This window comes from Selenomonas bovis DSM 23594, assembly GCF_000381005.1.
GTDB classification, from domain to species: Bacteria; Bacillota; Negativicutes; order Selenomonadales; family Selenomonadaceae; genus Selenomonas_C; species Selenomonas_C bovis.
On sequence record NZ_KB908392.1, the window covers coordinates 54,385 to 68,494 of the forward strand.

Annotated in this window: 15 protein-coding genes and 1 pseudogene; 2 read left to right on the forward strand and 14 right to left on the reverse strand. The window is 61.9% G+C overall.

Annotated features, from left to right (window positions below):
- Positions 1-215 precede the first annotated feature (215 nt).
- From F599_RS0107870 to F599_RS0107920, 11 genes are all read right to left on the reverse strand, one after another.
- Complete coding sequence (locus tag F599_RS0107870) at positions 216-1,037, reverse strand: Rpn family recombination-promoting nuclease/putative transposase (RefSeq protein WP_019542984.1); 822 nt, start codon at positions 1,035-1,037, stop codon at positions 216-218.
- A gap of 210 nt (positions 1,038-1,247) precedes the next feature.
- Positions 1,248-1,802, reverse strand: a complete 555-nt coding sequence (locus F599_RS13950) for a D-glycero-alpha-D-manno-heptose-1,7-bisphosphate 7-phosphatase (RefSeq protein ID WP_156021975.1) — start codon at positions 1,800-1,802, stop codon at positions 1,248-1,250.
- Between the two features lie 73 nt (positions 1,803-1,875).
- Entirely contained in the window at positions 1,876-2,862 is a 987-nt protein-coding gene (gene rfaD, locus F599_RS0107880; RefSeq protein ID WP_019542986.1) for an ADP-glyceromanno-heptose 6-epimerase, read from the reverse strand.
- A gap of 172 nt (positions 2,863-3,034) precedes the next feature.
- On the reverse strand, positions 3,035-4,033 hold the full coding sequence (gene rfaE1 / locus F599_RS0107885) for a D-glycero-beta-D-manno-heptose-7-phosphate kinase (protein ID WP_019542987.1): 999 nt from the start codon (positions 4,031-4,033) through the stop codon (positions 3,035-3,037).
- 222 nt (positions 4,034-4,255) lie between these two features.
- Positions 4,256-5,416 carry a glycosyltransferase family 9 protein gene (locus F599_RS0107890; protein ID WP_019542988.1) on the reverse strand — a complete coding sequence of 387 codons (1,161 nt, stop codon included), beginning with the start codon at positions 5,414-5,416 and terminating at the stop codon, positions 4,256-4,258.
- Between the two features lie 46 nt (positions 5,417-5,462).
- Positions 5,463-6,494, reverse strand: coding sequence for a lipopolysaccharide heptosyltransferase I (gene waaC, locus F599_RS0107895; RefSeq protein WP_019542989.1), 1,032 nt, complete (start codon positions 6,492-6,494; stop codon positions 5,463-5,465).
- The gene (gene rfaE2, locus F599_RS0107900) at positions 6,491-6,967 is read right to left on the reverse strand and encodes a D-glycero-beta-D-manno-heptose 1-phosphate adenylyltransferase (RefSeq protein WP_019542990.1); all 477 of its coding nucleotides are present in this window, start codon (positions 6,965-6,967) and stop codon (positions 6,491-6,493) included. The genes waaC and rfaE2 overlap by 4 nt, the downstream gene beginning before the upstream one ends.
- Before the next feature lie 72 nt (positions 6,968-7,039).
- Positions 7,040-8,047 (reverse strand): bifunctional heptose 7-phosphate kinase/heptose 1-phosphate adenyltransferase, encoded by a 1,008-nt coding sequence (locus tag F599_RS0107905; RefSeq protein WP_019542991.1) that lies wholly within the window; start codon positions 8,045-8,047, stop codon positions 7,040-7,042.
- A gap of 11 nt (positions 8,048-8,058) precedes the next feature.
- Positions 8,059-9,606: an organic solvent tolerance protein OstA gene (locus F599_RS0107910; RefSeq protein ID WP_071592858.1), complete on the reverse strand. Its 1,548-nt coding sequence runs from the start codon at positions 9,604-9,606 to the stop codon at positions 8,059-8,061.
- A gap of 358 nt (positions 9,607-9,964) precedes the next feature.
- Complete coding sequence (locus F599_RS0107915) at positions 9,965-10,894, reverse strand: hypothetical protein (RefSeq protein WP_019542993.1); 930 nt, start codon at positions 10,892-10,894, stop codon at positions 9,965-9,967.
- Positions 10,895-11,062: 168 nt separating this feature from the next.
- Positions 11,063-12,004, reverse strand: coding sequence for a cation diffusion facilitator family transporter (locus F599_RS0107920; protein ID WP_019542994.1), 942 nt, complete (start codon positions 12,002-12,004; stop codon positions 11,063-11,065).
- A gap of 223 nt (positions 12,005-12,227) precedes the next feature.
- On the opposite strand from F599_RS0107920, the gene F599_RS15550 reads away from it, so the two are divergent.
- A complete protein-coding gene (locus tag F599_RS15550) occupies positions 12,228-12,383 on the forward strand; it encodes a hypothetical protein (protein ID WP_020700541.1) in 156 nt (51 codons plus the stop codon).
- Positions 12,384-12,441: 58 nt separating this feature from the next.
- Here F599_RS15550 and F599_RS13955 read toward each other — a convergent pair whose 3' ends face one another.
- From F599_RS13955 to rpsU, 3 genes are all read right to left on the reverse strand, one after another.
- A complete protein-coding gene (locus F599_RS13955) occupies positions 12,442-12,885 on the reverse strand; it encodes a hypothetical protein (RefSeq protein ID WP_019542995.1) in 444 nt (147 codons plus the stop codon).
- Positions 12,886-12,992: 107 nt separating this feature from the next.
- Positions 12,993-13,442: a GatB/YqeY domain-containing protein gene (locus tag F599_RS0107935; protein ID WP_019542996.1), complete on the reverse strand. Its 450-nt coding sequence runs from the start codon at positions 13,440-13,442 to the stop codon at positions 12,993-12,995.
- Positions 13,443-13,535: 93 nt separating this feature from the next.
- Entirely contained in the window at positions 13,536-13,718 is a 183-nt protein-coding gene (rpsU, locus tag F599_RS0107940) for a 30S ribosomal protein S21 (RefSeq protein WP_005841552.1), read from the reverse strand.
- A gap of 215 nt (positions 13,719-13,933) precedes the next feature.
- Here rpsU and F599_RS16050 point away from each other — a divergent pair.
- Positions 13,934-14,110 (forward strand): annotated as a pseudogene (locus tag F599_RS16050) (IS481 family transposase); the annotation flags it as partial.

Genomic DNA, 14,110 nt, shown 5'->3' on the forward strand with positions numbered 1-14,110 from the left:
ACGCCTGCGGTTTGTCTCCTAGAGAGATACAGCGCATCCACGTAAATCCGGAGCACCTCATTTAATCAGCGGTTCCCTAAGGGCGGGCGCACAATGTCCACAAAGTGGACGTTTGTGCATATCGTTTGCTGTGCAGGAAAATCTTCCTGATCTCGTCGCCCATCTCGAGCGTCGCGTCCTCCGCGCAGGTCTCGCGGAAGGTGTCCGAACTGAGGTTAATTGGTCGCGAGCTTCTGAAAACGCTCCTTCAGATGATCCTCTGACATGCCGACCGCAGCCGCGGCGTCTTTCAGACTCAGAAGGTTCGCGGCGACGAGTGACTTCAATGCTTCCAACCGGCCTTCTTCGCGGCCGCGTTCTTCACTTCTGCGCAGTTCCATGTAGTAGGTCATGTACTCCACCTTCATTTCCTTGTTTTCTTTCGCAGTTTCTACGGCACTAGCAAATGTTTCAGTGAATTTTCCTTTTGGTGCTTTGCCCTCGATGTAGTCGAGGAGAGCGGCGAGGTCGCGGTCGATGCCCTCGCGGCGCCCTTTGCTGTTCAGGAAGATTTTCGTCGTCTCGTCGCCCATCTCGAGCGTCGCGTCCTCCGTACAGGTCTCGCGGAAGGTATACTGGCTGAGATTCCGGTCAAAGGGATCAAACGTGCAAATAAAGATGATATAGGTCTTCCGCAGCTTTGTATAGAACTCGCCTCTGTTGAGCACGTCCATGTCCATCATGGCCTGATAGTAACGCGTGCGCTTAGGAAGCTCGGCAGGGTCGGCGTAGTTGGTTGTCTGCATCTCGATGTCGTAGAGGACGCCCTTGTCGTCTTCGACGTAGACGTCAAGGCGCACACTTTTGCTGTCGCGACGAACGCGGATGTCTTTTTCGGTCTCCGGGAACATGATTTTCCGGATTTTGATGTGCAGGACTTTCTCGATGAAACGCTTGCAAAGGCGTTTCTTGCGCATGACTTTCTGAAAGATGAAGTTGTCCGCGATGGTCAGGTTTTCCCAGATCTTATCGGCCTCGCGCCGCGTCATTTCCTCCATGAGCGCCACTCCTTTCTAGCTCAATTATACGCTGACAGGAATCCTGTTGGCAAGGAGATTCATTCGGGGGACTTCCGATGAATAACAGAAGCGGCAGCGAAGCAAAATGCTCGGCTGCCGCTTGTCATCTTTTGCGTTTTTGGGGAAGTATACCGGGATATACTTGCGAAAGCAAGGATGCAATCACAATCAGCGTTTCCTCGACGGTCGTCATTCTACTGCCGCCCTGACGAGCGCCAGCAGGCTGCCGCCCTCATAGCGCACGCCCCGGATGCCCGCGTTGCGCGCGCAGGCCATGTCACTCTCCGTGTCGCCGACGAAATAGGAGCTCGCCTTGTCGATGGCGAATTCCTCGCAGGCGCGGTCGACGAGACCGGGGCTCGGCTTGCGGCAAACGCAGGTCTTCGTGTAGCGCGGCACGCTGCCGTCCGGGTGGTGCGGGCAGTAGTAGAGGGCGTCGAGATGGGCGCCGCTGCGCTGCAGCTCGGCGTTCATCCAGTCGTAGACGCGCACGACGTCGCTCTCCGGATAGTAGCCGCGCGCGACGCCGCTCTGGTTCGTGACGAGAATGGCGAGGTAGCCGCGGTCGTTGACGTATTTGATGGCCTCCTGCGCGCCGGGGATCCACTGGAAGTCCTCCGGCCGGTGCAAGTAGTGGATGTCGACGTTGAGCGTGCCGTCACGGTCGAAAAAGACGGCTTTCGCACGGCGGCGCCTGCCTGCCCCCGCCGGAGACGCTGCACTGCTGCCAGGCTGCGCCTGCATGTGCCGCGGCGCTACACCTGCGCCTTCCGGCGCATCCGCTGCGACAGCTGACGGTTCCGCCCGCGCGGGCTGCTCATTCCCCATAGGTGAAATAGCCGCCGTTGTCGAGGAAGTCGACGTATTCCTTCACGGCGTCCTCCATCTTGTGGAAGCCCTGGTCGTAGCCGGCTTCCTCGAGGTGCGTGCGGTCGGCCTGCGTGTAGTTCTGGTATTTGCCCTTGAGCACCTCGGGGAAGTCGCGGTAAGCGATCTCGCCCTTGCCCATCGCGGCGATGACGGCGCGCGCGACCTCGTTGTAGGTATGGCTCTCGCCCGTGCCGCAGTTGTAGATGCCGGACGGCGCGCCGTTTTCCCAGAACCAGAGGTTGACGTTCACGACGTCTTTGACGTAGACGAAGTCGCGGCGCTGCTCGCCGTCAGCGACCGGCTTGCCCGCGATCGTGCCGTAGCCGCGGAAGAGGTGCGCCTTGCCCGTCTCGTTGATCTGGTTGTAGAGCTGGTAGAAGATGGACGCCATCTTTCCCTTGTGGTGCTCCTGCGGGCCGTAGACGTTGAAATAGCGCAGGCCGACGATCTGGCTGCGCGCCTCGGGCATGACCTGGCGCACATAGCGGTCGAAGGCGAGCTTGCTGAAGGCGTACGGGTTCAGCGCATCCTCAGAGGCGTCGCCCTCGCGGAAGCCGTGCAGGCCGCCGCCGTAGGTCGAGGCGGAGGATGCGTAGAGGAACGGGATGCGGTGCTGCAGGCAGAAATGCAGGAGTGCCTTGGAGTACTCGTAGTTGACGCGCATCATGAAATTCACGTCGTACTCCATCGTGTCGGAGCAGGCGCCCTCGTGGAAGACGGCGTCGATGTCCGTGCCGTCAAAATCGTCGTCCTCGATGGATTTCAGGAAGTCGTCCTTGTGCTGGTAGTCGATGAACTGCAGGCCGCGCAGATTCTTGTAGTTCTCGCCGTCCTTGAGGTCGTCGACGACGAGGATGTCCGTGCGCCCGCGGCGGTTGAGTTCCTTGACGATGTTGCTGCCGATGAAGCCGGCAGCGCCTGTGACAATGATCATGATGGTTCCTCCCATGTCAGATAAGGGTATCACTAGAATGTCCGCATGTCGCGGCGCCCGCAGCAGTCCTACCGGTGCAGGCCGCCGTTTCATCGCGTGTGCCGCGCATGAGGCTCCGCCTGCCGCACCGCTTTCAATAACGGCAGCGGCGCGCGGCCAGCAGGCCTGCGGCTCAGCCCTCGCTTTCCTCCAGGCCGCGCAGCGCTGTGAGCAACTCCGGACGGCTCACGGCGTAGGTGCCGAGCTTCGCGACGACGACGCTCGCGGCGAGGTTCGCGAGGAACGCGCTCGCGCCGCTCGAAAGCCCGCCCGCGAGTCCCGCCGCAAAGACAGCGATGACCGTATCGCCGGCGCCGGAGACGTCGAAGACCTCCTGCGCGCGCGTCGGGATATGCGTCGTCTTTCCCTCCTGCACGAGGGAAAGGCCCGCCTCCGAGCGCGTGGCGATGACGTTTTTGATCTTATACTTCCGCATGACGTAGTGCGCCGCGCGCTCGACGGCCTCGTCCTTGTTGCGGATGGGCTCGAGGAGCACCTCGTTGATCTCCTTGAGGTTCGGCGTGATGTAGTCCGCGTGCTCATACTTCGTCCAGTTGCTCCCCTTGGGGTCGATGATGACGGGCACGCCGTGCGCGTGCGCCGCGTTGATGATCGCCTGACACGACTGCTGCGTGCAGGCGCCCTTGCCGTAGTCCGAGATGATGAGCGCGTCGAGGCTCTCGTTGAGCTTCTGCTCGATGTAATTCTGCAGGCGCTCGCGATAGACGGGCGCTGGCGGGTCGATCTCCTCGAAGTCGAGCCGCAGCATCTGCTGATGCCCGCCGATGACGCGCAGCTTCGTCGTCGTCGGCTGGTTCGTATGCACGAGCCCGCGGAAATCAATGGCGCGCGCCGTGAGCCGTTCCTCGAGGCTCTGGCAGTGGTAGTCCTCGCCGACGAACCCCGCGAGGCTCGTCTGGCAGCCGAGCAGCGCGAGGTTGTGCGCGACGTTCGCCGCGCCGCCGAGCGTCTCCTTCGTCGAGAGCACATGCGTGACGGGAACCGGCGCCTCCGGCGAGATGCGCGTGACCTCGCCGTAGTAATACTTGTCGAGCATGACGTCGCCGACGACGAGGATGTTGCATTTCTGCGTCGTCTCAGCGACGAATGAATAGAGTTGCTCCTTGTCCATCTCTTCACCTCAGCATTTCTAACTATCTCTCAGGTTTTCTCCAGGAAGCGCCGGATCCTTAAGGAAGCGCTGATTAAATGAAGTACTCCGGATTTACGCGGATGCGCTGTATCTCTCTAGGAGACAAACCGCAGGCGTAGCCGAAGCTACGCTGAGGTTTGTCGACGACGAGAGGACAGCGCAGACGCGTGAAGACGGAGTGCTGAATTAATCAGTGCTTCCTTAAAGCTCTACGATCCGGCAGGCATGGCTGCCCGCGCCGCTGCGCGGCAGCTCGCGCGCAGGGCGGCCGCCGTACGCCGCCAAAAGCTCGTGCACGTAGCGCATGACGACGGCGACGGGGATGTGCTTCATGCAGGCCATGTGCGCCACGCCCTTTTTCGGGCAGTCGTGGATACCGCAGGGGTGGCAGGGCTCCGGCGTCTTGATGAGGATGTCCTTCGCGTCGTAGGGGTAGAAGGTCGGCACGGGGCTCGCGCCGAACATCGTGACGATGGGGACGTTCATCGCGACGCCGACGTGCATGGGGCCGGAGTCCGTCGTGAGGAAGAGGCACGAGCGCTCGAGAAGCCCCGCGAGCACGGCGAGGCTGACCTTGCCCGTGAGCACGTGGAGGCGCGGGCTCTGCCGCTCCTCCATGAGGGCGGTGCAGCCCGCGACGAGCGCGACGTCCGTCGGCCCGCCGAGGAAGAGCACGTCGTAGCCCTCGCGCAGGAGCGCATCGGCGCAGGCGGCGAAATAATCCGCCGGCCAGCGCTTCGTCGCCCAGCTCGCGCCGATGTTGAACGCGACGACCTGCGGCGGCGTTTTCCCATCGCGCCTGCCGCCCTCGCCGCGCAGGATATGCTCCTGCCAGAGGCGCTCCGCCTGCTGCTCGGCCTCCTCCGGCAGCCACATCTCGAGGCCCCGGTCGTCGATGCGCGTGACGCCCGCAGCCTCGCGCAGCACATCGAGGTGGCAGAGCACCTGATGCTTCACACGGTCCGGCGGCGTGTCCGCCATGGCGTTATTCGGCAGCACCTGGTCGAAAAAGCGGCGGAAAAAGGGCTGTGCGTAGCCGACAATGCGCTTCGCGCCGGAAAAGGCCGCGATGGCGCTCGCGCGCTCGTTGCGGTGCAGGTTGATGACGAGGTCGAAATGGCGCCTGCGGATGCGGCGGATGAAACGCACGAGCGCGAGCAGGCCTTTGTCCGCGCCGTGCTTGTCGATGAGCAGGCACTCGTCGATGTTCCTGTTGCAGCGCACGAGATCGCCGAGCGGCTTGTCCGTGAGCAGCGTGATCTCGGCCTCCGGATAGCTTTCGCGCAGCGTCCGCAGCGCCGGCGTCACGAGCATGAGGTCGCCGATATGCATGGTGTTGATGACGAGGATCGTTCGGTACATCGAGACATTCCTTTCCTGTGGACAGTACGGATTCCACGCGACCCGCTCACGCGAGGCGCAACAGCGCCCCGATTTTTCTCTCCACCTGCTCCGGCGCGATGGCCGCGAGGCAGTCGAGGCCTTTCGGGCAGGCGCGCTTCATGCACTCACAGCAGGGATGATCCGCGACGAGGACGTTCTCCATCTGGCCGTAGAGGCCCGTGCGCTGCGGGTAGGTCGGCCCCATGAGCATGACGCTCGGCGCGCCGAGCCCCGCGGCGAGGTGCGTCGGCCCTGTATCGCCGCCGACGACGCAGGCCGCCCGCTGGAACACGAAAGCGAGCTCCTGGAGGCTCATGCGGCCGACGAGATTGACGGGCGGGATCTCCGCCGCGCGCTCGATGCGCGCAGCCGTCTGCGCCTCGACGACGCCGCTGCCAACGAGCACGGGGATGCGCCCCTGCTCGTAGAGCCAGTCCGCGAGCGCGGCGAAATGCTCCGCGGGCCAGCATTTCGTCGGCCAGCTCGCGCCCACGATGAGCGCGACGTAGGGATTTTCCATGCGCGCGCCCGCCTGCGCGAAGAGCGCCTGCGCCCGCCCCTGCGCCCTCTCGGGCACACGCAGCGGCATGCGCACCTCGCGCACCGCGCAGCCGATGGCGCGTGCGACGTCGAGGTAGCGCTCGATGACATGCGCGTGCGCGTGCGGCCCGACGACAGGCGCCGAGACGAGCTGGCTGCCCTCGCGCATGTTCCACATGCCGTATTTTCTCCCCTTCGGCGCGGGAGCGAGATAGGCGATGGCCGCGGACTTGAAGAGCCCCTGCAGGTCGAGCACGGCATCGTAGCGGCGCGCCTGCAGCTTCTCTTTGAGCGGGCCGAACGCCCGCAGGAAACCGCCCGGCGAGCGGAATTCCTTTTTCCGAAAGACGATGATCTCATCGACGCACGCGTCCATCGCGACGATGTCGTAGGCGGGCGGCTCAACGACCCAGGTGAGATGCGCCTCCGGGTACGTTTCCTTGATGGCGTAGGAAACGGGAAGCGCATGAATGACATCGCCGATCGAGCTGAGCTTGACGATGAGGATGCTTCTCATGGCTCCCTGGCCCCCTCCTGGATTTTCTCGATGACATGCGTCGTCGAGCGTCCCGCGACCATTGGAACGAAGGCGACACGCCCGCCCCAGCGCCGCACGACGTCCGCCTCGGGCAGGGGCTTTCCCTCGTAGTCCGCGCCCTTGACGTAGACGTCTGGGTGCACCTTCTCGATGATGGCCTCGGCCGTCTTCTCGCCGAAGAGCACGACGTAGTCGACGGCGCGCAGCGCCCCGACGACAGCCGCGCGGTCGCGCTCGCTGTTGATGGGACGCCGCGGGCCCTTGTTCTCTCGCACAGAGGCATCGGTATTGAGCCCGAGCACGAGGATATCGCCGTACGACTTCGCCTGCTCGAGGTAGCGCACATGGCCCGCGTGCAGGATGTCGAAGCAGCCGTTCGTGAAGACGACGGTCGCGCCCGCCTCGCGCAGCGTCGCGCAAAAGGATGCAATCTTATCGGGATGTATCAGCATTTCTTCTCCTCCGTCTGTGCTCGTAATGCCTGCGGCGGCGCCTCTGCGAGCCGCCCACGGCAGCCCGCAGCTTCAGTCCGCCGCGTCGCCCTGCGCGTCGAGCGCGCGCACAAGCTCCGCTGCGCTCACGGTCGCCGTGCCGAGCTTGCGCACGGCGATGCCGCTCGCGACGTTGCTGAGGCGCGCGGCCTCCGGCGCCTCGATGCCCGCAGCGAGGGCGAGGATGACGGTCGCAACGCAGGTATCGCCCGCGCCGGAGACGTCGTAGACCTCGCTCCTATCGCTCACGGGGATGTCCGTGACCGCGCCGTCTCGCGAGAAAAGCATCATGCCCTGCTCGCCGCGCGTGACGAGCACGCCGTCCGCAGAGAGCTCCGTGAGGAGCTCGCGCCCAGCGGCCATGAGGGCCGCCTCGTCCGGCAGCTCCCGTCCGACGGCCGCAGAGAGCTCCGCGTCGTTCTGCTTGACATAGCCGATGTCGCGGAACCGCCGGATGTCGTAGCGCGAGTCGACGATGCTCGGCAGGCCGTGCTCGCGGGCGTAGCCGATGAGCTTGTCCTTGACCGCCTCCGTGATGGTGCCTGAGCCGTAGTCTGAGAGCACGATGCCCTCCATCTGCGGCAGGATCTCATCGAGATAACGCAGCATCGCCTGCTCCGTCTCGCGGCGCAGCGGCGCGTGGCTCTCCTTGTCGAGGCGCACGATCTGCTGGCTGACCGTCGCGCGGCCGCCCGCGATGATGCGCGTCTTGGAGATGGTCGGCCGCGCGGCGTCGCGGAAAAGCCCCGCCGTCTGGACGCCTTTTTCCGCGAGGATGTCCGCGAGCCCCTGCGCCGCGGCGTCCTCGCCGAGCAGGCCGACGGCGTAGACAGAGCCGCCGAGCGTCTGCGCGTTGTGCGCGACATTCGCCGCGCCGCCCGCGACGATTTTCTCTCCCGCCTGCTCGAGTACGAGCACGGGCGCCTCGCGCGAGATGCGCGAGATGCGCCCATCGATATAGATATCCGCCACCATATCCCCGATGACGAGGATGCGGCGGCCCGCCAGGCGCTTCACGAGATCAGCAGTATCCCTTCCCATCGTCTCTCTCCTCACCACGGCGTGAACTGCCACTGCACCTTCCAGGTATCCTGCTTCGAGCGATAGCGCAGGATGAGCTGCGTGCAGTGGAAATCATGGAACCAGTAATAATCAAGGTCATTGAGCTCGCCGTCCTGCGCATTCCACTCGAGCGCTGCCGCCACGCGGTCGCGGTCCGTAATGCGGTAGCTGAGTCCAGTCTGTATCTTCTGCGAGTAATCGTCAAGATCGAAGTCGAAAAGCGAGTTCTGCGTGTTGTTCTTGCTGTAGCTATATGCCGCATAAGCCGCCCAACGCTGATCGAAATCCTTGAGCAGCGCTGCGTCGAACGTGAGGCCCTTGACCGTCGAGTCGTCATAGCTTTCCTTCGTGATGGAGTAGCCAGCGCCGAGCGTCAGGTACCAGCGGTGGAACACGATGGGCGCGCGGCTGACTCCGAAGCTGTAGACCGTATGCGTACTCTCGATACCGTTCGACTGGTTCTCCCAGCGGCCGACACGGTAGCTCAGGCCGTAGCTGAACGGTGTCCCCTTGATGGGATGCCCATAGTTCCAGTCAAGATTCGGCTTGCGCTTCACCCAGTTCTCATCGCTGTCCTCGTAATAGCCGTAGGATAGCGCGAACGTTCCCGCCTTCTTCGTCGCCCAATCGAAATCGCCATAGCTCCGTCCGCCATGCTTCGTAGACGCATAGAGATGCTCATGCGTCCAGACGCGGTTCGCGACAGGCTGGGAGAGATCCTGCTTGAGCCAGACGCCCGCATCCTTGCTGTAGCCGATGCGCGGCAGCTGATCCAGAGGCTCCTCTTTTGTGAGGTCCTTCTCGTAGCGGTCGCGCGCGAAGAGCACTGCTCCCCTGGCCCAGAATTTCGCCTTGTAGAGGATCATCTTGTCATTCGGATAGATCTCAATGCGCTCGGCGCTCAGGTGATAATCGGGACGAATCGCGCCGCATTTCGTCGTTGTGCCGTCGTAGATGACAATATGGTCGGGATAGAACTCGAACCGCTTGCCCGAGACATACTGATGATCCACCTTGCCCTTCGCGCTCTCCATCGAGCCCGTTTTCGCGCCGTAGCGGTAGAACGCGCGGTAGCCGTCGAGCTCTACGCGCGACTGCCCAGGCGTGATCTGTATGACATGCGCCTTCCCCGGAAGCTCGACCTGCTGCTTCTGCAGGTTGCCGCGCACGCTGTCCGGTGAATCGAACGAATGGCCGTCCATCTGCACGACATGCACCTTGCCGACTGCTGTGAACTCGCCCGTCGTCTGATCGTAAGTGAGCTCGTCGCCCTCGAAGGATGCCGGCACGGGCTGGTCCGGCCGCACAGGGTAGCGCAGGTGCTTCTGCATCTCCTGCACCTCAGAGATGAGTTTCTGCTCCGCCTCCGAGAGCCGGTTCTCCCGTTCCAAGCGATGCTGATTCTCGATGAAATCGAGGCGGCTCATGCCCGCGTCGCTCGATCCCCGGTAAGCCGCTTGTACCGTTCCCGGCAGGAAAAGCCCTGCCGCTATCATGCCAAGACATAGAGAAACCTGTTTGTGTGTCAACGATTTCATATCTAAATGACGCTCCTATTGCTGCGTAACGACATCCCCGCGCCGGCAGAGGCCGTCACCTTGCGGCGCCCGCCCACGCGCGGCACCGGGAACATTCTTCAAAAAAAGATACTCTGTTCATTCTATAACATCGCGGGGATTGTTGCAACCGCAAGCAGCAGCTCAATGAGAAAAGACGCCCCAGCGCCTCTCCCGCAGCCGCTTCATAAAAACAACGGGCGGCTGCACTGACCAAAGCCTTGCAACCGCCCGTCTGTATCCTGACGCCTCACGCGAGCCAAAGGGCCTACGTCTTGCACACCGCCCGATCCTCTCGGTTACACGCGAAGCATCGCCGGGAAAGTCCGTCCCACGCACCTCATTGCGCGGCCAGCGTCGTCGTGACACCGTAGAGCGACGCATCGGCCTTCGTCTGGATGAACATCTCCGTGCCGGCCGGCAGATTGATATCCTTGCCCTTGACGAACGCGCCGCCGATGACGCCGATCGGACCGAGGATGATGATGCCCGCGAGGCTCGCGCCTGCCGCCATCGCGTACTGCTTCATCTCGTTCTCCGCCTCCGCGCCGACGTAGCAGTCGACAAGCGTGCCGTCCATCGTCTTCACCCGATAGTCCGTGAGCTCGAGCTTCGCATTGCGGCCGAAGTTGCGCGCCTGCTGCACCTTGGCGACGACCGCCGTTCCCGGCTCGCCCTTCGCGATGACGAGGTGGCCGTCCACGATGACATCCTCCGCCACCTGGAACCGTACAGTATCGCCTTTCTTGACATTCTTCGACGTCACCTCATCGGTGAGCGCGATCTTGACGAGCGTGTTGCCCGTCACCGTAGTGAGCTCGATGGGCAGCGCATTCGCGCCGAACGCGAAATCCGCGAGCTTGCGGATGCGCGCGTTGTACGTGCCCTCGCTCGTCTTGCCGCTGACCTCCGTCTCCATATCCGTGACGCGCGTCTCGACGGGCTCTGCGCTCACCTCATGGCGGATCGTCCACTCGATGCCATTGAGCTCCGCAAGGATCGAGGGTGCCCCCGCATTCTCGTAGAGGCTGCTGTAGATGGCATTCGTACGCGCCATCATCGAGCCCGTGCGGTGCTTGCCGTCATAGTCCTTCTCGAGCTTGTTGATGCGCTCCATGATGGAGCCCGTCTGCGGCTGGCCGTAGGTATCGCTCTCGACCATCTCGAGCTTCGCCTGCACCGTCTCCGGCGTCGCCGCGATGGCCGATCCCATCGTCGAGACGAGAAAGACAGCGCTCAGGAGCACACTCAGGAATTTCTTGCCATGCATGAAAGGTTCCTCCTATCTCTGCTTTCAGGGAGCGATACGTCAAGCGTCCGCTCTCACGGAATCTACCCAGCGCGCTGCACCTTGCGGCCGGCGCTCCTGGGGATTCATCGAAATACCATGATGCTTATATTCGCGCTTCCGCTGGAAAATCCTGCCGCGGGCGCGCCATTATTTGTATGGATCCACAAGCGGGTGCGTGTCGTGCGCATCCTCATAGACGCTCTTCTTCGTGTCCTGCGTGTGGCCGTCCACCGGCTCCGCGTGGATGAGCACGTCGAACGTGCCGAACTGCGCGCGGATCGCCTGCTCGATCTCGTCGCAGACCGCGTGGACGCGCGAGAGATGCATATTGCCGTCGAAGAGGATATGCACATCCAGCAGCTTGTACGAGCCGGACTTGCGCGTGCGCAGGCAGTGCCAGCCCTTGACCTCCGGCACATGGTCGAAGATTGCGCCGATGGCTTCCTCCTCCTCCGGCGCGAGACTCGCGTCCGTGAGCTCCGCCGCCGACTCGACGATCATGCGCCAGCCCGCGCGGAAGATGATGCCCGCGACGAAGATCGCGATGACCGGGTCGAGCCACGCCCAGCCCGTGAGCTGCATGAGCACGAGGCCCGTGAGCACGCCGACCGACGTCCAGATGTCCGCCGAGAGATGCAGCCCGTCCGCCTCGAGTGCCTGCGAGCCCGTGAGCTTCGCGACGCGGATGAGGCGGCGCGAGACGATGAAATTGATAACGATGGCAATGACCATGATGACGATGCCGTACTCGAGGAACTCCGGCGTCTCGGCCCTGTGGAACTTATCCACCGCCTCGTAGACGATGCCGATGGCCGCGCCGACGATGAGCAGCGCCTCCACCGCAGCCGAGAGGTTCTCATATTTCCCATGACCATAGTCGTGCTCTTTGTCCGGCGGCAGCTCGGACTTATGCACGGCCCAGAACGCGATGAGCGCCGCGATGAGATCTGTGCCCGAGTGCAGCGCCTCGGAGATGAGACTCACGGCGCCGACATACAGGCCGACGATGAGCTTTAGTATCACAAGTGTCGTATTGGAAAAAATGGACAGCCAAGCTGTCCGTTTCTTGAGTTTTCCCAAGTCCTCCATAAAGATTCCTCCCTGACGTCCAAGGCCCCTGCAGGAACTGCAGCGCCGCGCACAGCCGCATGGCCGCTTTCCATGCGGCGCAGATCATACCGCGTGCAACCGTGTCCGCAGCCGCCGCTCGAAACAGCACCGTGTCGCCATGAAAACGCAGCCGACATCCGCGTCGTCACTTCCTGAAAAATATCTGTAAAGAGTCTGGACAAAGACGCCCTCAGGCTATATAATGAAACCAGTCGAGAAATCGACCTACTCAAAAGCACTTATTTATTTGTTCTTGCTTTTCTGTCTGCCGGATGCGCTGCATCCGGTCTTTTTTTGCTATGTAAATCCCCAAGAGCGCAAGCCGCAGGCGCAGCGCGATTGGCTGGATTTACTGTAAGGACGGGCGCACAATGTCCACAAAGTGGACGTTTGTGCGTTGAGTTTGTGTCGCAGCATCAGGGAATGAGTGATGCTGCATCCCCCGCCGCTGCCTCGTCGCTCACCGCGGGCGGCAGAACGCCGTGCGGCAGGTCATCGTAGATGAAATCGACGATCTCCTTCATCGGGGAATAGATGCCGTAGGGATGCGCCGCCGTCTCTGCGCCGCCCGCGGAGAGAACCTCCTTCGTGTCGTAGCGCAGCACCTGCGAGGAGAGGATCTGATAGACGCCCCTTCCCCGGTCGAAATGCATCGTGTAGCAGAACATGCGGTTCCTGTCCGCCTTGATGACGGCGATCGTCGCGTCGCAGGTCGCTACGCTCTCGTAGCTGACCGAACTCGCGTCCACATAATAGCCCGTATAGCCGTTCGCGTCCACAAACCTCATATCCGAGGCGAAACAGGAGCTGGCCCAGAGCAGGCACGCCGCCAAAAGCACCAAGATCCGCCGGTAATTCATCTTGCTCGCACACCCTCATTCCAAGCGTCCGGGAGGGAGCACCGCCCCGTCCCTTTTTCAAACAATCTAATCCATTCTACGTCACGCGCGAGGAGATTGTCAACCTGTCACTTCGCGAGCTGCGCGCGCACGAGCTGGTTCACGAGCTTGCCGTCCGCGCGGCCCTTGACCTTCGACATGAGCGCGCCCATGACCTTGCCCATGTCTTTGGGCTCCTTCGCCCCCGTTTTCTCGACGGCCTCAGCGACGAGCGCGCGCACCTCCTCCTCAGAGAGCTGCGCGGGCAAATATTTCATGAGCACGTCGATCTCCGCCTGCGTCTTCTCCACGAGATCCGTGCGGCCGCCCTTCTCGAACTCCTCGATGGAGTCCTTGCGCATCTTGACTTCCTTGCTGAGGACGCCGATGACGCCCTCGTCGTCAAGCTCCGTATGACCGCCGTCGATCTCCGCCTGACGGATGGCGCCGCGCGCCGAGCGGATGACGGTGAGGCGCTCCTTCTCATGCGCCTTCATGGCTTCTTTCATATCTCTTGTGAGCTGTTCCTTGATAGACATATGCCTGCCTCCATATTCATCGCGCCGCGCCCTGCGCGGCGCATAAAAACACGGCGCCTGCATGTGCAGGCGCCGCTTCCATACCTAGGCGTTTCAGCCTCTGTATTTGCGTTTACGAGCTGCCTCGGATTTCTTCTTGCGGCGAACGCTCGGTTTCTCGTAATGTTCACGTTTGCGTACCTCAGCGAGCGTACCAGCTTTCTGGGACATGCGCTTGAAGCGGCGGAGAGCACTATCGATCGATTCGTTTTTACCAACTTTGATTTCGTTTGCCATTTGTTTCCCCCCCTCCACTTGACGTAGGTCAGTTACCGCAGTAACCATACCGTAGTATTATAACGGAAAGCACCGGCCCATGTCAATAGGTTTCTTCTTCCGGCGGCCGTCAAAGTGTAGGTATACAATAGATGTGACACCGAAGGCTATATACAAAAGCGATTAAATCCCCTAAGATGTAATTGGTCAAAAACACAAAAAGGAGATTTAATCGCATGTCCATTATAACACCAATCAAGCGTTATCTGCCACACGAACTTCACACCCGCATCCATGCTGTGAAACTTTATCGTTCGGAACATGACATCTCTTTCGTTTGCCGACGATACAAGGTTTCCAAATCTTCTCTCCTTCGCTGGAACAAGCGCTACGACGGTACGCCCGGTAGCCTT